The organism is Heliomarina baculiformis, from assembly GCF_019966545.1.
GTDB lineage: Bacteria > Pseudomonadota > Alphaproteobacteria > Rhodobacterales > Rhodobacteraceae > Heliomarina > Heliomarina baculiformis.
Window position 1 is genome coordinate 277607 of sequence record NZ_JAIMIC010000004.1, and the last position, 21213, is coordinate 298819.

Sequence of the window (21213 nt, forward strand, 5' to 3'; positions counted from 1 at the left end):
GAAACGGCGGGGATCTTTCCCGCCGTTTTTCGTTTAGCCTAGATATATCTGACCGCCCGGGTATTTGACCCGGGGCACGGTTCGGGTTGCAAGAAAGAACCCGAGCGTCAGCGGGCCGACCCGACCAAGGAACATGATCAGCATCAGCATCGCCTCGCCATAGCCGTCGAGTTGGGGTGTCAGACCGCGTGACAGTCCTACGGTGCCAAAGGCCGAGGTGACCTCGAAGGCGAGGTCGATGAAATCGACGTGGTTGGTGATCGAGGTAAAAAAGATGCCGCTGAACACCAGCAGCATGGAAATCGTGGTCAGCGCCATCGCTTTCATTACCTCTTCAAGCCCCAGACTGCGGCCAAAGATATTGATCTGTTTCTGGCGCCGGAAAAAGGCAACGGTCGACAGCAGCATCACGAACAAGGTCGTCACCTTGATCCCGCCCGCGGTCGAGGTGCTGCCCGCGCCGACCAGCATCAGCGTCATGGTCATCAGCGAAGAGGAATTGTGCATCGCGCCCGTGTCCAGCGTGTTGAACCCGGCGGTACGGGGTGTCACGGCCTGAAACCAGCTAGCCCAGAGCCGTGCGGCGGTTCCGTCCAGACCGCCCAGCGTGCCGGGGTTGTTCCATTCCAACAGCGCGAAACAGATCCAGGCCCAGAGAATGAGCGCGATGGTGCCCGTGATCATCAGCTTGCTGTGCAGGGTCAGTTTGCGCCAGTTGCGCTTTTCGTAAATGTCGCCGACGACGATGAATCCCAGCCCGCCAAGGATGAACAGCGCAGGCACGACGAGGTTCACGATCGGGTTGTCTACCCATTGCGACAGGCTGTCGGGGTAGAGCGCGAACCCCGCGTTGTTAAAGGCGGAGACGCTATGGAAAAAGGCGTGCCATAGCCCTGTGTGCCAGCCGAATTCGGGTACGAAAACCAGCGATAGGGCGAGCGTGCCAACCAGCTCGCAAAGCACGGCCACGTACAGGATGACCTTTACCAGCGTGGTGACGTTGGAAATGCTGGTCTGGTTCAGGTCCTCGCGCAGGATCAACCGGTGCGGCATGCCGATCGGAATGTTGAGCGCCAGCAGCAAAAGCACAGCAAAGGTCATGAGCCCAAGCCCGCCCAACTGGATCAGCAGGGCGATGACCACCTGCCCGAACAGCGTATAGGCCGAGCCTGTGTCCACCACGGCAAGGCCGGTCACGGTGACCGCTGAGGTCGAAGTGAACAGCGCCTCCCAAGCGCCAACCGACCCGTCATGCGCGACAGGCAGGCGCAGGAGGATCGCGCCGATGATGATGAAGACGAGGTACAGGAGCGCCAGTGCCGCCGGGGGCGGCAGCTGGATCAGGCGCAGAAACAGGACAGGGCGCATTGGCGTCAGAGGCTTGCCGCGAAATCGCGCAGGTCGCTTCGACGTCCCAGCAGCAACAGCAGGTCATCCTTTTGCAGCACGCAGGTCGAACCATCATGGCCAAGGAAGTCGGTGCCGCGCATCACGCCGATACAGCGCAGGTCGTAGTTTTCCGCATGGGCCAGCGTGTCGAGCGATTTGCCCTCGAGGCTTTCGGGAATGCGAAAGTTCACCACGTGGAAGCCGTTGCCAAGGCTCACGTAATCTCGCACCAGCGGATTGTGGAGAACCTGTGCAATATGCTGGCCGACCTCGACCTCAGGGTGGATGATCCGGTCGACCTTGAGCTTGGAGAGGATACGGTGGTGCGTCTTGGTCGTGGCCTTGGCCCAGACCAACGGCACGCCGAGGGTCTTCAGATTGATCGCCGCAAGGATGCTGGCCTCGAGGTCCGAGCCCATCGCCACAAGCGCAGCGTCGCATTCCGCGACTCCGGCTTCGCGCAGGGCAAGGTCGTCCTTGGCATCCACGATCATTGCCTGTGTCAGGATCTCGGCATGGTCCGAAACCCGCTTTTCGCTGGTGTCGAGACCGATCACGTAGTTGCCGTACTGGGTCAGGTCCTTGGCGACGGTACTGCCGAAATTGCCAAGCCCTATAATGGCAAAGGTACGTTGCTTGGTCTTGCTGCTGGAGGAGCCCAACATAATTTCCTTTCACGGTCTAAGAATGCCGCAATCACAGAACTTTACCGGCTCCCGAAGGTTCCCGGCCCGGTATCAATCGAATGTGCCGGCCACCCGGCCGACCAGCATAAAGGCCCGCGCCGTGCGGGTGTCGGCAAGCGCGGAGATGTCTGCATCGCTCGCGGTTTTCTCGAACTCGGCGAACATCCGGTCGAAGAGCCGCAGAAAGTGGTGCGCGGCGTCGCGAAAGATCGGGTCCTGTTTCATGCGCCCGGCGGTCAGCGCGAGCGATGTCCGGTCCCGCACGCCGCCAAGCGGGGCAACGGCACGTCCGCGCGCGCCCTGCGCGAACTGGCGCCAGATTTCGGGACGGGCCCGATCAGGGCGCAGATCGTCCATGTAGATCCCGTCCTGGCTAAGCAGGGTCAGCACGTCCTGGCTTGCCTGAATGATCTGCGCGGTCTTGCGGTCGCGCAGTGCGCGGCGCAGGGCGACGAAACCGGCCTGATCCTCGGCGGTTTCCGGGAAGTTCAGGGCGCGGATGAATTCCTCGCTCGGCAGCGGCGGGGCGAGTTCCTCGGCCGGTGTGCCAAGCGCGAGCGAGCCCTGATCGCCGGTGTCCGGCACGGAAACGGTGGAGTTCTTGCGCGGGTTCGCCGGATCGCGCCGGGTCGAAAAAGTCGCCAGCGCCGTTTCCGTCTTTTTCGCGGCGGCGGCGATTTCATCGAGCTTGCGCGCCACCGTGCTATCGCTCGACATGTTGCCGCGCTGCTGCAGCGACACATAGGATTGCCGGATCCCGTCGATGGCAGCCTGAAGCCTTGCGCTTTCCTCGCGCATCACCCGGTTCGACCGGGCCGCGGTGGCCGCAACCCAGATCATCGCGATGGGCATGAAAATCCCCATCAGCGTCAGCAGGAAACTGTTGCCGTCGATGCCGGACTGTTCGTCGCCCGGCACGAAAACAAAGAAAACCAGCGCCGCGATCAGCCACAGCACGGTAAAGGCGATTGCCGTGACCTCGATCCCGGTAATCGCTTGATACTGCGGCCGATCGTAGATCCCGAGCGGCGTTGCATGGCTGTCCTGAGGCTCGCGGCTGGGGGAGGACATGGGCGGCGCTCCGTCAGGAATAGACGATTTTCAGCACTTCGTAGGATTTCTCTCCGCCGGGCGTTCGCACCTCGACGCTGTCGCCTTCGTCCTTGCCGATGAGGGCACGGGCGATGGGGGATTTGATGTTGAGCAGACCCTTTTCGATATTGGCCTCGTGCTCGCCCACGATTTGCCAGGTCTTTTCCTCGTCCGTGTCCTCGTCCACCAGCGTGACCTTGGCGCCGAACTTGATCGGGCCGCTCAGCTTGGCCGGGTCGATAACCTCGGCAAGGCTCAGAACGCCTTCGATTTCCTTGATCCGGCCTTCGATGAAAGACTGCTTTTCACGGGCCGAATGGTATTCCGCATTCTCGGACAGGTCGCCATGCTCACGCGCTTCGGCAATCGCCTTGATGATGGCCGGGCGTTCGACGGATTTCAGCTGTTTCAGTTCGCTGTTCAGCGCACTGTTCCCAGCCGGTGTCATCGGTATTTTGTCCATTTCTTCGTTCCATCAAAAATGTCAGCGCCCCGCCGCAAGCTGCGCCGGGGCGAGAGTTCGGATCAAAGCCTAACCGAGACCAAGCCTTTATGGAAGAGCCACAAAATGGCGTGCACAACCTGTGCATTTTCGGTGCACGTCCCGTACACCCCCTGTGCACCTCCAACGTACGCCGGGGTTAAGGAGGCGTTAACTCTGGTGACTCGCGACCTCCCATTCGATTCCGTCTGTATCGTGAAAATAAAACCGGCGACCCGGCGCGTAGTCCGAATGATTCACCGGTTTGAAGCCTGCGCGTTTCACTGCCTTCTCGGCCGCGTCGATGTCATCGGTGAATGCGGCAATGTGATTCAGCCCGCCGACGGTGCGATAGCTGTCGCCCTTGGCCTCAGCTTCGTCGCCGTAGGAAAACAGCGCGATGTAGCTGTCATCGGTGCCGACGTGAACCGTATAGCCAGTCTGCATCGCCGGCCCTTCCCAGCGAATTTTCCAGCCAAAGATGTCGTTCATCCAGCGCGCCGTGGCATGGGCGTCGGAGACAGTGATATTTGCATGTTCAAGCCGTGCAGTTGCAGTCTGTTGTGACATGGTGATTTCCTTTCCAGTCTGATTTTCCATGTCCCAAAGCTCCGATATCAAGTAAGGTTGAGGTCAAGCGGAAAGAAATTAACAAAATCATAAGGCTACGTTTAATGCACAAAGGGTTGAGCATCGGCTATGTCGCTCGGCGCACAGGGTTGGCGGTTTCGGCGATCCGTTACTACGAGGAAGAGGGGCTGGTGCAGCCGGGCCGTGACCGGGGAGGTCGGCGGGTGTTTCAGCGTGGCGATATCCGGCGGTTGTCTTTTGTGCTGATTGCACAGCGTCTGGGGTTCGCGCTGGCCGATATCCGCGCCGCGCTGGACGATCTGCCGCAGGGGCGCAATCCGACCCGTGCCGACTGGGCGCGGCTGGCGGAAGGGTTCCGGCAAGAGATCGATTCCCGCATCGAGGGGCTGACCCTGTTACGCGGGAAACTGGACGGCTGCATTGGCTGCGGATGCCTCTCGCTTGACCGCTGCGCGCTTTACAATCCGCATGACAAAGCTGCCACACGCGGCGAGGGACCAAGATACCTGATGGGTGACAGATCGGACGAGTTCTGAAAAAGAGGTTTCAAGGGTATAAAATCGGGGTGAGGGATGAGCGAGACACAGCAGGAAAAATACGACCGCTTCGCGGCGCTGCACCGGGGTGAGGGCGCGTTCATCGTACCGAACCCATGGGATGCGGGCACCGCGCGGGTGCTGACGCAGATGGGGTTTCAGGCGCTGGCGACCACGAGCGCGGGATATGCCTTTTCCGTGGGCAAGCGTGATTCCTTTGCCGGTCTCAGCCGTCAGGAGATTCTCGACAATGCGCGTGAAATCGCGGCGGCGACGCATCTGCCGGTGACCGCCGACCTCGAAGACGGGTTCGGCATCATGCCCGAGACCTGTGCCGAGACGGTGATTCTTGCGATCGCGGCGGGTCTGGTCGGCGGATCGATTGAGGATGCGACCGGCCATGCGGATGCCCCGATCTACGAACAGGCGCTGGCGGTGGACCGGATCGTCGCGGCTGCCGAGGCCAAGCGGGACAAGCCGTTCCTGCTGACCGCTCGGGCCGAGAACTACCTTTGGGATCGGCACGATCTGGATGATACGATCCGTCGGCTTCAGGCCTACTCGGCGGCGGGGGCCGATGTACTGTACGCGCCCGGCCTGACGGATCTTAACGATATCCGTACCTTATGTGCCGAGCTCGACCGTCCGGTGAACGTGGTGATGGGGCTTGTCGGGCCGTCGATTTCCGTCGCCAACCTTGCCGAGGCCGGGGTCAAGCGGATCAGTGTCGGCGGGTCATTTGCCCGCGCGGCCTATGGCGCGCTGATGCGCGCCGCCGAGGAAGTGCTTGAACAGGGCTCTTTCAATTACGCGCGCGAAGCGGTGCGAGATGGGGCCCTGAGCGACATGATGTCCGATTCAAAAGCAACGAATCGAACCTGAGCGCGTTTGGACCTATATAACGTCGCAATGACGCAGAGTTGCGATTGACCGAAGCAGGTGCCAAAAGGTACTCAGCCACGAAATATAATTGCGCGCGGAATGCGCCAGCAAGACAGATGAGGAGCCAGGCATGGCCGAAGTTGAACGCGAAGCGATGGAATACGATGTTGTCATCGTCGGGGCAGGGCCGGCCGGGCTCTCTGCGGCGATCCGGCTCAAGCAGCTGGATGCGGACATCAATGTCGTCGTTTTGGAAAAAGGCTCGGAAGTGGGCGCCCATATCCTGTCGGGGGCGGTTCTTGACCCCTGCGGCATTGACGCGCTGATCCCGGACTGGAAAGAAAAAGGCGCCCCGATCACCGTTCCGGTGAAAAAGGACAATTTCTACATGCTGGGCGAATCGGGGCAGGTGCGGGTGCCGAACTTCCCGATGCCGCCGCTGATGAATAACCACGGTAATTACATCGTTTCGATGGGCAATGTATGCCGCTGGATGGCCGAGCAGGCCGAGGAGCTGGGGGTCGAGGTCTTCCCTGGCATGGCCTGTTCCGAACTGGTCTATGGCGAAAACGGCGAAGTCAAAGGCGTGGTCGCCGGTGAATTCGGCAAGGAAGCCGATGGCAGCCATGGCGCCAGCTATGAGCCGGGCATGGAACTGCACGGCAAGTATGTCTTCCTTGGCGAAGGCGTGCGTGGTTCACTCTCCAAGCAGGTGATCGAAAAGTTCAAGCTGGGCGAAGGCAAGGAGCCGCAGAAATACGGACTTGGCATGAAGGAGATCTGGGAGATCGACCCGGCCAAGCACAAGGAAGGTACCGTGACCCATACGATGGGCTGGCCGCTGGGCAAGAACGCGGGCGGCGGTTCGTTCATCTACCACCTTGATAACAATCAGGTTTACGTGGGCTTCGTGGTCCACCTGAACTACAAGAACCCCTACCTGTTCCCCTACATGGAATTCCAGCGGTTCAAGCACCACCCGATGGTTGCCGACCTGCTTGAAGGCGGTAAGCGCGTGGCCTATGGCGCGCGGGCGATCACCGAGGGCGGCTGGCAGTCGATGCCGAAACTGGTCGCGCCGGGCGTGGCGCTGCTGGGCTGCTCGGCAGGCATGGTCAACGTGCCGCGCATCAAGGGCAATCATAATGCGATGCTCTCGGGCAAGGCCGCAGCCGAGGCAGCCTACGCCGCGATACAGGAAGGCCGCAGCGCCGATGAGCTGAGCGATTACGAGGTCGACGTGCGCGAGGGCGCCATTGGGGCGGACCTGAAAAAAGTGCGCAACGTCAAACCCTTCTGGTCGAAGTATGGGCTCACGGCGAGCCTGATGCTTGGTGGTCTCGACATGTGGACCAACACATTCGGATTCTCGCTATTCGGCACGCAAGGCCACGGAAAAACCGATGCGGCCGCCACCGAAGAGGCGAGCAAGCACGAACCGTTCGATTATCCGAAACCGGATGGCAAGCTGTCCTTTGACCGGCTGACCAACGTGTCCTTCTCGATGACGAACCACGAAGAAAGCCAGCCGCCGCACCTGACGCTGAAAGACCCGGAGGTGCCGGTAAAAGTCGATTACGCCCAATACGCGGGGCCGTCGTCGCGCTATTGCCCGGCGGGGGTTTACGAGTTCGTCGAGGATGACGCGGGCAAGCCAAAGTTCGTGATCAACTTCCAGAACTGTGTGCACTGCAAGACCTGCGACATCAAGGATCCGGCACAGAACATCGTCTGGACCACCCCGCAGGGCGGGGACGGTCCGAACTATCCGAACATGTGATCCGTTACAAAAACGAGGAAGCGCCGCAAAAATGCGGCGCTTCTTGTATAAAATATGCGGCACTTCCCCGCCTGACCGGGCGCGCCCCATTGCGATCCTTGCGCCACAGGCCTAGCTTGAGATGCACCATTCTCGGCAAACAGGGATCGCTCGTGTCTTCAGTCTTTCCAAAACTGGCAGTTGCTGCTGTCGTCGCATCGCTCATTCTTCCGACGGGGCTGACGGCTCAGACCGGGGCCGGCGCTTATCTTGCGGGACGGCAGGCGTTGTTCACCAGCGACTTTGACGCCGCCGCCAAGTATTACGGCATGGCGCTGAATTACGATCGCAAGAACCCCAAACTGATGGAAAACGCGGTGCTGGCGCAGCTGGCGCTGGGCCGGATTGAACGGGCCCTGCCAGTCGCCCGTACGATGGAAGAGCTGGAGCTATCGAGCCAGACCGCCCATATGGTCGTGGTGGCAAACCTGATCGTGCAGGAAGATTACGAGGCTCTGGCCGCGCGGGATCCGGAAACTCATGGTGTCGGGCCGCTGGTCGACGGGCTTGTCCGTGGCTGGGCGCTGGTGGGTCTGGGCGAGCGTGACGATGCACTGGCGGCCTTTGACCGACTGAGCGAGGAAAACGGGCTGCGGGCGTTCGGGTTGTACCACAAGGCGTTGGCGCTTGCCTCGATGGGCGAACTTGAGGACGCGGCCGAGATATTTGCCGCCGATCAGGGCGTACTGTCGCGGATCAGTCGCCGCGCTGCGATTGCGCGGGTCGAGATCCTGTCGCAGCTTGGCCGCAACGAAGATGCGCTGGAAAGCCTGTCAGATGCGTTCGGCGCGACCGTCGATCCGGCGCTGCTTGAACTAGCGGACCGGCTGGAGGCCGGGGAAACCCTGCCCTTGCAACAGGTCCGCAATCCGCAGGACGGGTTGGCCGAGGTGTTTTTTTCCATCGCGCTCGCGCTCAAGAGCGAAGCCTCGGACGATTACGTGCTGGTTTATGCCCGCGTCGCGAGTTTCCTGCGCCCCGACCATGTTGACGCGATCCTGCTGAACGCGGAACTGCTCGACAACCTCGGGCAGTACGATCTGGCGGTTTCGACCTACAAGCAGGTGCCGCAGGACAGCCCTGAATATTCCGCCGCCGAACTGGGGCGGGCTGAGGCGCTGCGCCGTGCGGCCAAACCTGATGCCGCGATCGAGGCGCTGGAAAACCTCGCCAAGTCCTATCCTGACATGCCGATGATCTATTCCTCGCTGGGTGATCTGCGCCGTCAGGAAGAGGAATACAAAGAAGCGGTGAAAGCCTATGACCGCGCCATCGAGCTGACCGAAGAGGGCGCGCAGGCGACGTGGTTCCTTCTATATGCGCGGGGCATTTCGCACGAGCGTCTCAAGGAGTGGGAAGAGGCCGAGGCGGATTTCCGTCAGGCGCTGGAGCTGAACCCGGAACAGCCGCAGGTGCTGAACTATCTTGGCTATTCGCTGGTCGAGCGGCAGGAAAACCTTGAAGAGGCGCTGTCGATGATCGAACGCGCCGTCGCGGCACGCCCTGACAGCGGCTATATCGTGGATTCGCTCGGCTGGGTGCTTTACCGCATGGGCCGCTATGACGAGGCCGTCGAGCACATGGAAAAAGCGGTCGAACTGATGGCCGTGGATGCGGTGGTGAATGACCACCTTGGCGATGTCTACTGGGCGGTCGGGCGCTATCGCGAGGCGGAGTTCCAGTGGCGTCGGGCGCTGTCCTTTGTCGACCCCGAAGATGAAAACAGCGAGGCTGATCCCGACCGTATCCGCCGCAAGCTTGAAGTCGGGCTGGATCAGGTGCTGGCCGAGGAAGGTGCCGAACCGCTGAAGGTCGCCGGCGAGTAATTCGTGGCTGACACTCCGGTTCTGGCACCGGCCAAGATCAATCTCTCACTGCATGTGACGGGCCGTCGGGATGACGGCTATCACCTGCTGGATTCGCTGGTGGTCTTCGCGGATATCTGCGACCGGCTGTGGCTGAGCGGCGCAGATGAGATGTCGCTGTCTGTCACCGGACCTTTTGCCGAAGGCGTGCCAGAGGACGGGCGCAATCTTGTCTGGCAGGCCGCCGAGCGGGCCGGGCGGGTACTTTCGATCCGGCTTGAAAAGAACCTGCCGCATGGGGCCGGGATCGGGGGCGGGTCATCTGACGCGGCTGCGGTTCTGCGCTGGGCCGGGGCGGGGGAACATGCGCTGGACCTTGGTGCGGATGTGCCGGTCTGCCTATCGCAAACCCCTCAGCGGATGCGCGGGATCGGAGAGCAGCTTGACCCGGTTGCGGTGCCGGAGTGCCATCTGGTGCTGGTCAATCCGGCCGTGCATGTGCCGACCCCGGCCGTGTTCCGGGCGCTGGAGCGGCGGGATAACGCAGCCATGACACCGATGGCGGATGATTTCGTCGGCTGGCTGGGCGATCAGCGCAACGACCTCCAAGAAGCCGCGATCAGCGTGGCGCCGGTGATTGCCGAGGCGCTTGCCGCGCTGGACGACGCGCTTGTGGCGCGGATGTCCGGTTCGGGCGCGACCTGTTTTGGTCTCTACCCGGATGCGAATACGGCCAAGACGTCGGCTGAACGCATCGCGGCGGCCCGGCCGGGTTGGTGGGTCCGCGCCTGTCGGAGTTTTGACGGGTAGTCCTGTCGCTGGTCAGTTGAGACGGGCGACGACGAAATCCGCGAGATCGGCAAGCAGGTCGCGCAGCTCTCCCTCGGGGAGTGGGGCGAGCGACTCTCTCGCCTTGTCGGCCCATGACAGCGCGTCCTGACGCGTCGCCTCGAACGTGTCGTGACGGGTCATGATTTCCAGCGCGGTGTCGAGATCCTCGGGCTTTTGCTGGCCCTTCTCGATGGTGCGCTGCCAGAAGGCGCGTTCGTCCGCATCGGCAAGGGCGACCGCCTTGATGACCGGCAGGGTCAGCTTGCGTTCGCGGAAATCGTCGCCGATGTTCTTGCCGGTTGCGGAACTGTCGCCCTGATAATCCAGCAGGTCATCGGCGATCTGAAAGGCGATCCCGAGCGCGTCGCCGTAATCGTAGAGCGCCTGAATGTGGCTTTCGTCCGCGCCGGAGATCACGCCGCCCACCTGCGTTGCCGCCGAGAAGAGCGCCGCCGTCTTGCCGCGCACCACCTTGAGATAGACGGATTCATTGGTCGAAAGGTTGCTGGCTGCGCTGAGTTGCAGCACTTCGCCTTCGGCGATCGTGGCAGAAGCGCCGGCGAGGATGCTGAGCACCCGCAGCGATTCCGTTTCGACCATCATCAGGAAGGCGCGCGCCAGAAGGTAGTCGCCGACCAGCACGCTTGAGGAATTGTCCCAAAGCAGGTTGGCGGTGGGTCTGCCGCGCCGCTGCTCGCTTTCGTCCACCACATCGTCATGCAGCAGGGTTGCGGTGTGGATGAATTCCACCGTCGCGGCGAGCTTGACGTGATCGCTTCCCTCGTAGCCACAAATCCGCGCCGCCGCGAGCGTGAGCATCGGGCGCAGTCGCTTGCCGCCGGCCTCGATCAGATGCGCCGTCACCTCGGGGATGCGCGGGGCGTGTTCAGAGACCATTCGTTCACGGATCAGGGCATTCACCGCAGCCATTTCATCGGCCAGAAGTTCGGCCAGGCGGTCCTGCGGTTTGGGATTGGTGGCGATGTCCATCACTCTCCTGCAACAAGGCTCGACAAGGGGTCGAGCTTGCTCTTACATCCAACGTTATGAAAGAGCTTCTGCGTAGTACCGACCCGACGATCCTGGCCTTTGCTTCGGCTCTTTTGCAAGGCGAGGATATAGACTGCTTTCAAATGGACGTAAACATGAGCATCCTCGAAGGCGGCATCGGAATTTTCCCGCGCCGGATGATGGTGCGCGAGCACGATTACGACCGCGCGGTGCGGGTGATGACCGATAATGAAATCCCGCTGAGGTGATGAGCCGGTTCAAGGATGACGCGCTGAGCTGCGACGCCTTTCTGGGCGGGCGGTTGCGGATCTGGCAGCCAAGGGCCGGATATCGCGCGGGTATTGACCCTGTGATGCTGGCGGCGGCGGTGCCGGCGCGGCCCGGTCAGAGTGTGCTTGAGCTGGGCTGCGGGGCAGGGGCGGCGAGCTTGTGTCTTGCCGCGCGGGTGCCCGACCTGATGCTGACGGGGGTCGAACTGCAGGCCGAGTATGCCGCCCTTGCAGAGCGCAACGCCCGCGACAATGTGAAGCCGCTAGAAGTGGTCGAAGCGGACCTCGCGCAGCTGCCCGCAGAGCTGCGGCAGCGACGATTCGACCATGTGATGATGAACCCGCCCTATTATCGGGCGGGCGCGCATAGTGCTGCACGCGACGCGGGGCGTCAGGTGGCGCTGGGAGAGATCACGCCGCTGTCGCTCTGGGTCGAGGTGGCGGCGCGCCGTCTGGCGCCCAAGGGCTATCTCCACGTGATCCAGAATGCCGAGCGTCTGCCCGATCTTCTGATTGCGGCAGAAGGGCGGCTGGGGTCTGTCGAAGTGCTTCCACTGGCCGCGCGGGAGGGGCGCGAAGCGGACCGGGTGATCCTGCGGATGCGCAAGGGCGGGCGGGCCGCGTTCCGCCTGCATGCGCCGCTGATTCTGCATGAAGGAGCCATTCACCAGCGCGATGGCGAGAGCTACCGGACCGAAATTGACGGGATTTTGCGAAAAGCAGCCGAATTGGTCTGGCCTGCATAGCCCAGAAATTAAGAGAAACTTCACGCTTCTCTGCCGATGATAGCCGACCAAGGTTAACGTTACGTGACAGACGCTTTGGAATGTGCTGAACTGAAAATGCAACTTATTCAGAGGAGGATTGCCATGAGCTTGAGCTCGCATCTTACGGAACTGAAAAAGAAGCACCAGAATTTGAGTTACGAAGTCGAACAGGCGCAGCGCGCGCCAAGCATCGACGGGCTCGAACTGGCCGCAATGAAAAAGCAGAAGCTGAAGCTAAAGGAAGAAATCGAGCGCCTGTCTGCGTGACCCGCTCTTTTGCTTTCCGAGCAATCATATCCTGATCACATTCGAAGAAACTGGCGGGTTGACCGGATCATCCGGCGGACACGCAAGTGCGTAAGGGGCTTTGTCCTTGCGCCATATACCTGCGGCCAATAGCGCCGCGCGCGGTGATACGCCCCGTGATGACGACGGGCGATCATGCGCAAAAAGAAAAGGTCGGTCCGATCGGACCGACCTGTTTTTTTGTTCACCTGTTCCGGGATCAGACGAAGAACTGTCCGCCATTCGCGGAAATCGTCGAGCCGTTGATGAACCCGGCGTCGTCCGAGGCAAGGAAGACCACGCAGCGTGCAATTTCCTCGGGCTCGCCCAGGCGTCCGGTCGGGATCTGTGCGATGATTGATTCACGCACCTTTTCCGGCACTGCCATTACCATGTCGGTGGCGATGTAACCGGGGCAGATCGCGTTGGCGGTGATGCCGGCGCGGGCGCCTTCCTGTGCCAGCGATTTGACGATGCCCAGATCGCCCGCCTTGGTCGCGGCATAGTTCACCTGCGCGAACTGGCCCTTCTGGCCGTTGATCGAGCTGATGACGATGACGCGGCCGAACTTGCGCTCGCGCATGCCGGGCCAGACCGGGTGGACAGTGTTGAAAACACCTGTGAGGTTGGTGTCGACCACCTCTTTCCACTGCTCCGGGGTCATCTTGTGGAAGGGGGCGTCACGGGTGATGCCCGCATTGGCGACAACCACGTCGATAGGGCCGAGATCGGCTTCGACCTTGGCCAGTCCTTCCTTGCTTTGCTCATAGTCCGCCGCGTTCCACTTATAGGTCTTGATCCCGGTCTCATCGGTAAAATCCGACGCGGCCTGATCGTTACCGGCATAGGTGGCGGCGACGGAATACCCGGCGTCCTTGAGTGCTTTTGAAATTGCAGCCCCGATTCCCCGGGAGCCTCCTGTTACAAGGGCGACGCGTGACATTAATGTTTTCCTCCAGTATCCTATTGAAACGTTGTTACGTTAACGATGGCATGTGCGCAAGAATGTTGCGCGCTCAATTCGTAAAAATTTCACGAAACCGGGCACCTCCCTTCATCTTGCGGCACGATGTGCCGTTCCGGTCGTTCCTCCCTTGGACCGGGGTCGCGTCATCGATGGCAGAATCGCCCGACGGATCACGACCGGGTCGAGTGTGCCATAGTTCTGATTATAAAGCGAATTTCAGGTGCTGGCAGGGGTTTCGCCCTGATCGGCATGAGATTGCCGGGAGGTGCCTGAATTTGTGGCGGCGCTGCCGGGCCGCGTCCGGTGGCGAGGGGCGGCGTTGACGCCGCCCCTCCAGAAACGGTCAGGGCCGTTCGACGCACATGGCAACGCCCATGCCGCCGCCGATGCAGAGCGTGGCGAGACCTTTCTTGGCGTCGCGGCGCTGCATTTCAAACAGCAGGGTGTTGAGGATGCGGCAGCCCGAGGCACCGATGGGGTGGCCGATGGCGATGGCGCCACCGTTCACGTTCACGATGGACGGATCCCAGCCCATGTCCTTGTTCACGGCGCAGGCCTGCGCGGCAAAGGCTTCGTTCGCCTCGACAAGGTCGAGATCCTCGGGTTTCCAGCCGGCTTTTTCCAGCGCCTTGCGCGAGGCATAGATCGGACCTGCGCCCATGATCGACGGGTCGAGCCCGACCGTGGCGTAGGAGACGATGCGCGCCAGCGGCGTGATGCCGCGTTTCTCGGCGTTATCCGCGCTCATCAGCAGAACGGCGGCGGCACCGTCGTTGAGGCCCGAGGCGTTGGCCGCAGTGACCGAGCCGTCCTTGGTAAAGGCGGGGCGGAGTTTCTGCATCGCTTCGATGGTCGCGCCGTGGCGGATGTATTCGTCGGAGTCGACCACGTTCTCGCCCTTGCGGGTCTTGACCGTGAAGGGGGTGATCTCGTCCTTGAACTTGCCGGCCTTTTGCGCGGCTTCGGCCTTGTTCTGGCTGGCGACCGCGAATTCGTCCTGCGATTCACGGTTGATCTGCCATTTCTCGGCAACGTTCTCGGCGGTCTGGCCCATGTGGTAGCCGTTGAACGCATCCCACAGACCGTCACGGATCATGGTGTCGATATAGGACATGTCGCCCATCTTGTGGCCCTGACGCAGGTTCGCGGCATGGGGACTCATCGACATGTTTTCCTGACCGCCTGCGGCGACGATTTCGGCATCGCCAAGCTGGATGTGCTGGGCGCCAAGCGCTACGGCGCGCAGGCCCGAACCGCAGACCTGGTTGATGCCCCAGGCCGCGCTTTCGATCGGCAGGCCGGCATTGATATGGGCCTGACGGGCCGGGTTCTGGCCCTGCGCGGCGGTCAGCACCTGACCGAGGATGGTTTCGTTCACATCGGCCTTGTCGATTCCGGCGCGTTCCACGATCGCCTCGAGAACCGCTGTGCCAAGGTCATGCGCGGGGGTGTTTGCGAATGAGCCGCCAAAGCTGCCGACCGCCGTACGCGCGGCGGATGCAATTACTACGTTGGTCATGACTGTCTGTCCTTTGCCAAGATGCGGGTGGCAAGAAAAAACGCCTGTCCGAACGGGCATGCGTCTTAACCTTACGTCCTCCGAGGGTGAACCTAATGCTTTGCGCGGGGGGCTGCAACTCTGCTCGGGCGCGGCCCCGAGCTTGCTGGCCGGGGCGGTTTGCCGCTAGACCTTCGAGCGGACGCGAGAAGGGGACGGATGATGGAACGATGTGGCTGGCCGGGGGATGACCCGCTTTACGTGGCCTATCACGACACCGAATGGGGCGTGCCGGAATATGGCAGCAGGGCGCTTTGGGAAAAGCTGATCCTCGACGGGTTCCAGGCCGGGCTGAGCTGGATCACGATCCTGCGCAAGCGCGAGAATTTCCGCGAGGCTTTTGCCGGGTTCAATCCGAACGTGGTGGCGGGATGGGGCGAGCCGGAGGTGGCAAAGCTGTTGCAGAACCCCGGTATCATCCGCCATCGCGGCAAGATCGAAGCGACGATCACCAATGCCCGGGCGTGGCAGGAAATAGAAGCGCGGCAGGGCTTTGACCGCTTTCTGTGGGATTATGTCGGCGGCGAGCCGATCCAGAATGCATGGACCACGCAGCGGGAAGTGCCGACACAGACGGCGCTGTCAGAGCAGATCTCGAAAGATCTGAAAAAGGCGGGTTTCCGATTCTGCGGGCCGACTATCGTCTATGCTTTCATGGAGGCGGTGGGCATGGTCAATGACCATATCGTCAGCTGTCACCGGCACGGGCCTGTGGCGGAAATGGGAAAGTCGCGCGGTTAGAGTAAGCCCGTCTTTAAAGGAGCGCCTTCGGCGCATTCGATGCTTTATGATGGGCGTGTTGCCGGGCCTTCGCGCTTAATGCACGGGCCCATAGCCAAAGCGGCCCCCGTGGCGGTTCGGGTCGAGACCGACAAAACGTAGGGCGGGCGAAGGGGCGCGGAAGCGTTCAAAAACAAGTGGCGATTCAAGCGTGGTCTGATCGACGATTGTACCGGCCATCGCCCAGACTGGCTCTCCATCGGCGATCAGCGCGCAGCTTCGGGGCAGGCCGGGCCAGTCCTCGAGCGCCGCTAGATAGCGGAACATGCGCCATTGCGAGTTGATGTCGATGTCAAAACGGGTGACGTCGAGAAAGTCGGCGATCACGTTGGTGCCGTCCTCATGCCTGGGTTCGGCGCCTGCGCGCTCGATCATGTTAAGCGCGTCCCGCATGTTGAACCGGCCGCTGAAGCGGCAGTGCAGGGTCGCGAGATCAGGGTAGAGCGCGTAGGTGCATGGCATGACGAAATCTGGTTCTGGGTAAACTCTTGTTTAAAACGTGTGGTTGCCCGGGCGGGTTCCCGCGCCGGGCGGCAGAAGCATCAGGCTCCGCCTAGAAATGGATTGCGGTGCGTCAGCTGCCGCCGGAAACCAATGCGCCGATGATCGCGCGGGCGCTGTCGGAATGCCAGTCCGCATCGCCGATCAACCGGGCGACTTCCTGCCCTTCGGGGTCTATCAGAACCGTGATCGGCAGGCCGAGAATGCCCATGTCGCGCGCTACGGCCTGTTTTTCATCGCGGTATTGCGGCAGGTTCGAGATATTGTTTTCGCTGAAGAATTTCTGGATGCCCTGCGGCGAATTGCGACCTGTCGCCAAGGTCACAACCTGAAAGCCGTCGCCGCCGAATTCATTCTGAAGCGCGGCGAGGGTTGGCATTTCCTCGCGGCAGGGAGCGCACCATGTCGCCCAGAAATTCAGCAGAACATAGCCGCCCTGCAGGTCGGCCAGCGTCATGGAGCCACCGTCGGGCGTGGTAAAGGCGATGTCGGAAACCGGTTTGGGTTCTTCGTGCAGCGTCAGCTTTTTCATGTCGCCATCACGCAGTTCGGCGACTTCGGCAAGCTCGGCCATGGCGGTGTTTGCACCCAGCGCGAGGGCCATATAAAGGAGCAGGAAATGAACGCGACGCATGATTTCTCCAAGGGTTGGCAAGATGACCGATAAAAGCGCAAACCAGATGTGGGGTGGCCGTTTCGCCGCCGGACCGGACGCCATCATGGAGGCAATTAATGCATCCATCGGGTTCGACAAGCGGATGGCAGCTCAGGATATCGCCGGTTCGCGCGCCCATGCCGCCATGCTGGCCGAAACGGGCGTCATAAGCGATAGCGATGCCGAGGCCATCAGGGAAGGGCTGCTCACCGTTTTGTCAGAAATCGAAAGCGGCGAGTTCGCGTTTTCGACAGCGCTGGAAGACATTCACATGAATGTCGAGGCTCGGCTGAAAGAGATCATCGGCGAACCTGCCGGGCGGCTGCATACGGGCCGGTCGCGCAACGATCAGGTGGCGACGGATTTCAAACTCTGGGTGCGGGATCAGCTGGACGCGGCGGAAACTGGGCTGTTGGCGCTGATCGGTGCGCTGCTGGAACAGGCCGAGGCAGGCGCCGACTGGGTCATGCCCGGTTTCACCCATTTGCAGACCGCGCAGCCCGTCACCTGGGGCCATCACATGCTGGCCTATGTGGAAATGTTCGGCCGTGACCTGTCCCGTGTGCGGGATGCGCGGGCGCGGATGAACGAATGCCCGTTGGGCGCGGCGGCGCTGGCCGGGACCTCTTTCCCCATCGACCGGCATATGACCGCCAAGGCGCTGGGTTTTGATCGGCCCTCGGCCAATTCGCTGGACGCCGTGAGCGACCGCGATTTCGCGCTGGATTTCCTGAACTGCGCAAGCATCTGCGCCATGCACCTGAGCCGGTTCGCCGAAGAGCTGGTGATCTGGTCCTCGGCCCAGTTCCGGTTCGTAATGCTTTCCGATCGGTTCTCGACCGGGTCGAGCATCATGCCACAAAAGAAGAACCCCGATGCGGCAGAACTGATCCGCGCCAAGGTGGGCCGGATATTTGGCGCGAATACCGCGCTGATGATGGTCATGAAAGGGCTGCCGCTGGCCTATTCCAAGGACATGCAGGAAGACAAGGAACAGGTGTTCGACGCCGCCGACAACTGGATGCTGGCGCTGGCCGCGATGACCGGCATGGTCAGCGACATGAGCGCCAACCGCGAGGCGCTGGCCGCCGCCGCCGGGGCAGGGTTCTCGACCGCGACCGATCTGGCGGACTGGTTGGTGCGGGTGCTCGGGCTGCCGTTCCGCGATGCCCATCACGTCACCGGTTCACTTGTCGCACTGGCCGAGAGAAAGGGCTGCGACCTGCCGGATCTGACACTTGAGGACATGAAATCGGTCCATGCGGATATCACGGAAGATGTCTTTGCTGTTCTCGGCGTCGAAAATTCGGTAAACTCGCGTACATCCTATGGTGGCACCGCCCCTTCGGGCGTGCGCCAGCAGGTCGAACGGTGGAAGAAAGCGCTGAAATGAAACGGATACTCGCTGTCCTGCTGTCCCTGAGCATCCTTGCCGCCTGCGGCGCGGATGGGGAACCGGTGCAGCCGACGGTCAGCGGCGGGGTCTCGGTGTCGCGCAGCGGGGTTCATGCCACCGGTGGCGTGGGCCTGAACCGCGGGCCGTTTTCGGTCTTTCTGGGGCTTTGAGCCACCTGCCGTAAGGTTATCGACAAGCCCTGCCTGAAACGGTTGATTTGACCGTTTTGGGAAACAATCGCGCCCCATTTCAGCCGTTTTTCATTGTTACCTGTCAGGACAGAAAACCGACATGGCCCCGGCCATGCTGACCCTGTCCAACGCTGATCCTGCCAGGAGACCCGACATGACGACCGCAGTGATTGATGAGGTTCAAGACAAGGCCCTGCTTGCCGTTCCGGAACGTCCGCCTTCACCGCCTGCGGCGATGATGGTCGAGGTGGCCCGCAAATACGGGGTCAGCCCGCTGCGCCAGATGCGTGAAAGTTTTGGCCTTGCGATGGGAAAACAGCGGTTTCACCTGCATGAATATTACACGGCCGGGCTATATGATCCCGAAATCAGTGCCGAGGAAAAACGCCAGTATGTCGGGCTGCGCGCCAGCTACAAGTTGAACACGCGGCTGGGCGCCAAGGGGCTTGTCACCATGCGCAGTTTTGCTGCCGACAAGGTCCTGTTCACTTCGCTGATCCGCCAACTGGGCTTTGGCACGACGCAGACGCAGGCCGTGGTTTCGGCGGTTTCGCGGTTCGGTTCGATCCCGACGCTGGAAACCGTCGAGCAACTGCGCAGCTTCCTCACCGAAAAGGCGCAATACCCGCTGTTTGGCAAGCCGCAGAGCTTCAGCGGCAGCTACGGCTCGGCCCTGCTGCTTGGCGTCGAGGGCGAGATGCTACTGTTGGGCAATGGCAAGCGTGTGGCGCTGGACGGGTTCTGCAAGGAGATCATCGATCAATACGGCTCTGGCTATTTGCTACAAAGCGCGCTGGTGCAGCACCCCGAGATGGTCGCGGTGACCGGCAAGGCGGTGGGCAGCCTGCGCGTGGTCACGGTGCGCGACAGCAACCGGCCACAGGTTCTTTACTCGGCGTGGAAAATCCCCGCGCCCGACGCGATGTCGGACAATTTCTGGCAGAGCGGCAGCATGATTGCGCCGGTCGATGCGATGACCGGCAAGGTCGGGCAGGCGCGGATCGGCACCGGGCTCGACGCGCGAAACATCGACGTTCACCCGGTTTCCGGCGCGAAGATCACCGGCAAGCAGCTTCCCATGTGGGACCGTGTGCGAGAAATGGTCTGTGAGGCCCATGCAGTGGTGCCCGAGTTCGGCATCGTCGGCTGGGATGTGGCGATCGGCCCCGATGGCCCGATGATCATCGAGCATAACGCCAACCCGTTCCATACGCTCTACCAGCTTTCCCATTGCCGGGGCATCAACAACCCGGATTTCATGCCGATTTTCGACCGGGTTTCGGCCTATTCCAAGGAACTGCTGGAAGGACGCCGGGCGCTGGAAAAGGCCCGCACCAAGGAAATCCGGCGGACCAAGAAACGCGCCTGATCGAGATCCCGGGCAGGGCGCGAGGCCGCCCGGGGAAAAGGGAAATCAATTGATCTGTGCCGCCGTTTCCGTCTAAAGCGCGGCATGGATCATTTTCTTTACAAAAACGGCGCCTTGCACGCCGAGGATGTGCCCCTTGCCGATATCGCGGCCGAGGTCGGCACGCCGTTCTACGTGTATTCCGCCGCCACGCTGCTGCGCCATTTCCGTCTGTTCGACGAGGCGCTTGAGGGTATGGATCATCTCGTCTGCTACGCGATGAAGGCCGCCAGCAACCAGGCGATCCTCAAGACGCTGGCCGAGGCGGGCGCAGGCATGGATGTCGTATCCATCGGGGAATACCTGCGCGCCAAGGCGGCGGGGGTGCCGGGCGACAAGATCGTGTTCTCGGGCGTGGGCAAGACCGTTGAGGAAATGCGCATTGCTGTCGAAGGGGGGATTCGCCAGTTCAACGTCGAATCCGAGCCCGAGATGGAGCTGCTGAGCGCGGTTGCCCAATCTCTGGGCAAGGTTGTGCCGATCACCGTGCGGGTCAATCCGGACGTGGACGCCAAGACCCATGCCAAGATCGCCACCGGCAAATCCGAGAACAAGTTCGGCATTCCGATCTCCCGCGCGCGCGAGGTCTATGCGACGGCCGCCGCGCTGCCGGGGCTCGAAGTGATCGGGGTCGACGTGCATATCGGCAGCCAATTGACGGAGCTGGAACCGTTCGAGCTTGCCTATAACAAGGTGGCCGAACTGACCGAGACGCTGCGCGCGGATGGCCATGACATCCGGCGGCTGGATCTTGGCGGGGGCTTGGGCATTCCCTATGAGCGGTCAAACACCGCGCCGCCGCTGCCCACCGAATACGGGGCCTTGATCAAGAAAACACTGGGACATCTGGGCTGTGAGATCGAAATCGAGCCCGGTCGCCTGATCGCCGGGAACGCCGGTCTGCTGGTTTCTTCGGTGATTTTTGTCAAATCCGGCGAGGGGCGCGATTTCCTGATCCTCGACGCGGCGATGAACGACCTGATCCGTCCGGCCATGTACGATGCATGGCATGACATCGTGCCGGTCGTCGAACCGGCGCCGGGCGTGGAGCAGCAGCCCTATGACGTGGTCGGCCCGGTCTGCGAATCCGGCGATACCTTTGCCAAGCAGCGCAACCTGCCGCCGCTTGCCTCGGGCGATCTGGTCGCATTTCGCAGTGCGGGGGCTTACGGCGCGGTAATGTCCAGCGAGTACAATACGAGACCGCTGATTCCCGAGGTTCTGGTCAAAGACAATCAATTCGCGGTTATCCGCCAACGTCCGAGCTTTGAAGATATGATAAATCGCGATACGATCCCCGAGTGGCTTTGACG

23 protein-coding genes are annotated in these 21213 nt (G+C 61.6%); 13 read left to right on the forward strand and 10 right to left on the reverse strand.

Features of this window, described 5'->3' with window-relative positions; translation table 11 throughout:
* Positions 1-33: 33 nt before the first annotated feature.
* The 5 genes from MF268_RS11215 to MF268_RS11235 form a co-directional block, all read right to left on the reverse strand.
* Positions 34-1368: a TrkH family potassium uptake protein gene (locus MF268_RS11215; RefSeq protein ID WP_238370951.1), complete on the reverse strand. Its 1335-nt coding sequence runs from the start codon at positions 1366-1368 to the stop codon at positions 34-36.
* 5 nt (positions 1369-1373) lie between these two features.
* Positions 1374-2051 carry a potassium channel family protein gene (locus MF268_RS11220; RefSeq protein WP_238370952.1) on the reverse strand — a complete coding sequence of 226 codons (678 nt, stop codon included), beginning with the start codon at positions 2049-2051 and terminating at the stop codon, positions 1374-1376.
* A gap of 75 nt (positions 2052-2126) precedes the next feature.
* Positions 2127-3146: a hypothetical protein gene (locus tag MF268_RS11225; RefSeq protein WP_238370953.1), complete on the reverse strand. Its 1020-nt coding sequence runs from the start codon at positions 3144-3146 to the stop codon at positions 2127-2129.
* Between the two features lie 13 nt (positions 3147-3159).
* A complete protein-coding gene (gene greA / locus MF268_RS11230; RefSeq protein WP_088634117.1) occupies positions 3160-3630 on the reverse strand; it encodes a transcription elongation factor GreA in 471 nt (156 codons plus the stop codon).
* A gap of 189 nt (positions 3631-3819) precedes the next feature.
* Positions 3820-4218 carry a VOC family protein gene (locus tag MF268_RS11235; RefSeq protein WP_238370954.1) on the reverse strand — a complete coding sequence of 133 codons (399 nt, stop codon included), beginning with the start codon at positions 4216-4218 and terminating at the stop codon, positions 3820-3822.
* Positions 4219-4322: 104 nt separating this feature from the next.
* Between MF268_RS11235 and soxR the strand changes: the two genes are divergently transcribed.
* From soxR to MF268_RS11260, 5 genes are all read left to right on the forward strand, one after another.
* A complete protein-coding gene (gene soxR, locus MF268_RS11240; RefSeq protein ID WP_238370955.1) occupies positions 4323-4775 on the forward strand; it encodes a redox-sensitive transcriptional activator SoxR in 453 nt (150 codons plus the stop codon).
* Between the two features lie 36 nt (positions 4776-4811).
* Positions 4812-5657 carry an isocitrate lyase/PEP mutase family protein gene (locus tag MF268_RS11245; RefSeq protein ID WP_238370956.1) on the forward strand — a complete coding sequence of 282 codons (846 nt, stop codon included), beginning with the start codon at positions 4812-4814 and terminating at the stop codon, positions 5655-5657.
* 130 nt (positions 5658-5787) lie between these two features.
* The gene (locus MF268_RS11250) at positions 5788-7437 is read left to right on the forward strand and encodes an electron transfer flavoprotein-ubiquinone oxidoreductase (protein WP_238370957.1); all 1650 of its coding nucleotides are present in this window, start codon (positions 5788-5790) and stop codon (positions 7435-7437) included.
* A 152-nt stretch (positions 7438-7589) separates the two neighbouring features.
* The gene (locus tag MF268_RS11255; RefSeq protein WP_238370958.1) at positions 7590-9302 is read left to right on the forward strand and encodes a tetratricopeptide repeat protein; all 1713 of its coding nucleotides are present in this window, start codon (positions 7590-7592) and stop codon (positions 9300-9302) included.
* Positions 9303-9305: 3 nt separating this feature from the next.
* Positions 9306-10091: a 4-(cytidine 5'-diphospho)-2-C-methyl-D-erythritol kinase gene (locus tag MF268_RS11260; RefSeq protein ID WP_238370959.1), complete on the forward strand. Its 786-nt coding sequence runs from the start codon at positions 9306-9308 to the stop codon at positions 10089-10091.
* 12 nt (positions 10092-10103) lie between these two features.
* Here the strand turns inward: MF268_RS11260 and MF268_RS11265 are convergent, their stop codons facing one another.
* Positions 10104-11102: a polyprenyl synthetase family protein gene (locus MF268_RS11265; RefSeq protein ID WP_238370960.1), complete on the reverse strand. Its 999-nt coding sequence runs from the start codon at positions 11100-11102 to the stop codon at positions 10104-10106.
* Between the two features lie 56 nt (positions 11103-11158).
* On the opposite strand from MF268_RS11265, the gene MF268_RS11270 reads away from it, so the two are divergent.
* From MF268_RS11270 to MF268_RS11280, 3 genes are all read left to right on the forward strand, one after another.
* A complete protein-coding gene (locus MF268_RS11270) occupies positions 11159-11371 on the forward strand; it encodes a putative signal transducing protein (protein ID WP_238370961.1) in 213 nt (70 codons plus the stop codon).
* A complete protein-coding gene (locus MF268_RS11275) occupies positions 11371-12138 on the forward strand; it encodes a tRNA1(Val) (adenine(37)-N6)-methyltransferase (protein WP_238370962.1) in 768 nt (255 codons plus the stop codon). The genes MF268_RS11270 and MF268_RS11275 overlap by 1 nt, the downstream gene beginning before the upstream one ends.
* Positions 12139-12261: 123 nt before the next feature.
* On the forward strand, positions 12262-12426 hold the full coding sequence (locus tag MF268_RS11280) for a YdcH family protein (RefSeq protein WP_088634109.1): 165 nt from the start codon (positions 12262-12264) through the stop codon (positions 12424-12426).
* A gap of 238 nt (positions 12427-12664) precedes the next feature.
* On the opposite strand, the gene phbB is transcribed toward MF268_RS11280, so the two are convergent.
* Together phbB and MF268_RS11290 are read right to left on the reverse strand one after the other, a co-directional pair.
* Positions 12665-13387, reverse strand: coding sequence for an acetoacetyl-CoA reductase (gene phbB / locus MF268_RS11285; RefSeq protein ID WP_238370963.1), 723 nt, complete (start codon positions 13385-13387; stop codon positions 12665-12667).
* A gap of 367 nt (positions 13388-13754) precedes the next feature.
* The gene (locus MF268_RS11290) at positions 13755-14930 is read right to left on the reverse strand and encodes an acetyl-CoA C-acetyltransferase (protein ID WP_238370964.1); all 1176 of its coding nucleotides are present in this window, start codon (positions 14928-14930) and stop codon (positions 13755-13757) included.
* Positions 14931-15131: 201 nt separating this feature from the next.
* Here MF268_RS11290 and MF268_RS11295 point away from each other — a divergent pair, with 201 nt between their 5' ends.
* Positions 15132-15710 (forward strand): DNA-3-methyladenine glycosylase I, encoded by a 579-nt coding sequence (locus MF268_RS11295; protein ID WP_238371140.1) that lies wholly within the window; start codon positions 15132-15134, stop codon positions 15708-15710.
* 75 nt (positions 15711-15785) lie between these two features.
* Here MF268_RS11295 and MF268_RS11300 read toward each other — a convergent pair whose 3' ends face one another.
* Positions 15786-16211: a hypothetical protein gene (locus MF268_RS11300; protein ID WP_238370965.1), complete on the reverse strand. Its 426-nt coding sequence runs from the start codon at positions 16209-16211 to the stop codon at positions 15786-15788.
* Between the two features lie 112 nt (positions 16212-16323).
* Complete coding sequence (locus tag MF268_RS11305) at positions 16324-16884, reverse strand: TlpA family protein disulfide reductase (RefSeq protein ID WP_238370966.1); 561 nt, start codon at positions 16882-16884, stop codon at positions 16324-16326.
* A 22-nt stretch (positions 16885-16906) separates the two neighbouring features.
* Between MF268_RS11305 and argH the strand changes: the two genes are divergently transcribed.
* From argH to lysA, 4 genes are all read left to right on the forward strand, one after another.
* Complete coding sequence (gene argH / locus MF268_RS11310; RefSeq protein ID WP_238370967.1) at positions 16907-18298, forward strand: argininosuccinate lyase; 1392 nt, start codon at positions 16907-16909, stop codon at positions 18296-18298.
* Positions 18295-18471, forward strand: a complete 177-nt coding sequence (locus MF268_RS11315) for a hypothetical protein (protein ID WP_238370968.1) — start codon at positions 18295-18297, stop codon at positions 18469-18471. Before argH ends, MF268_RS11315 begins: the two co-directional genes overlap by 4 nt.
* 175 nt (positions 18472-18646) lie before the next feature.
* Positions 18647-19861 carry a sugar-transfer associated ATP-grasp domain-containing protein gene (locus MF268_RS11320; protein WP_238370969.1) on the forward strand — a complete coding sequence of 405 codons (1215 nt, stop codon included), beginning with the start codon at positions 18647-18649 and terminating at the stop codon, positions 19859-19861.
* An 84-nt stretch (positions 19862-19945) separates the two neighbouring features.
* Complete coding sequence (lysA, locus tag MF268_RS11325) at positions 19946-21211, forward strand: diaminopimelate decarboxylase (RefSeq protein ID WP_238370970.1); 1266 nt, start codon at positions 19946-19948, stop codon at positions 21209-21211.
* The last annotated feature ends 2 nt before the right edge of the window (positions 21212-21213 follow it).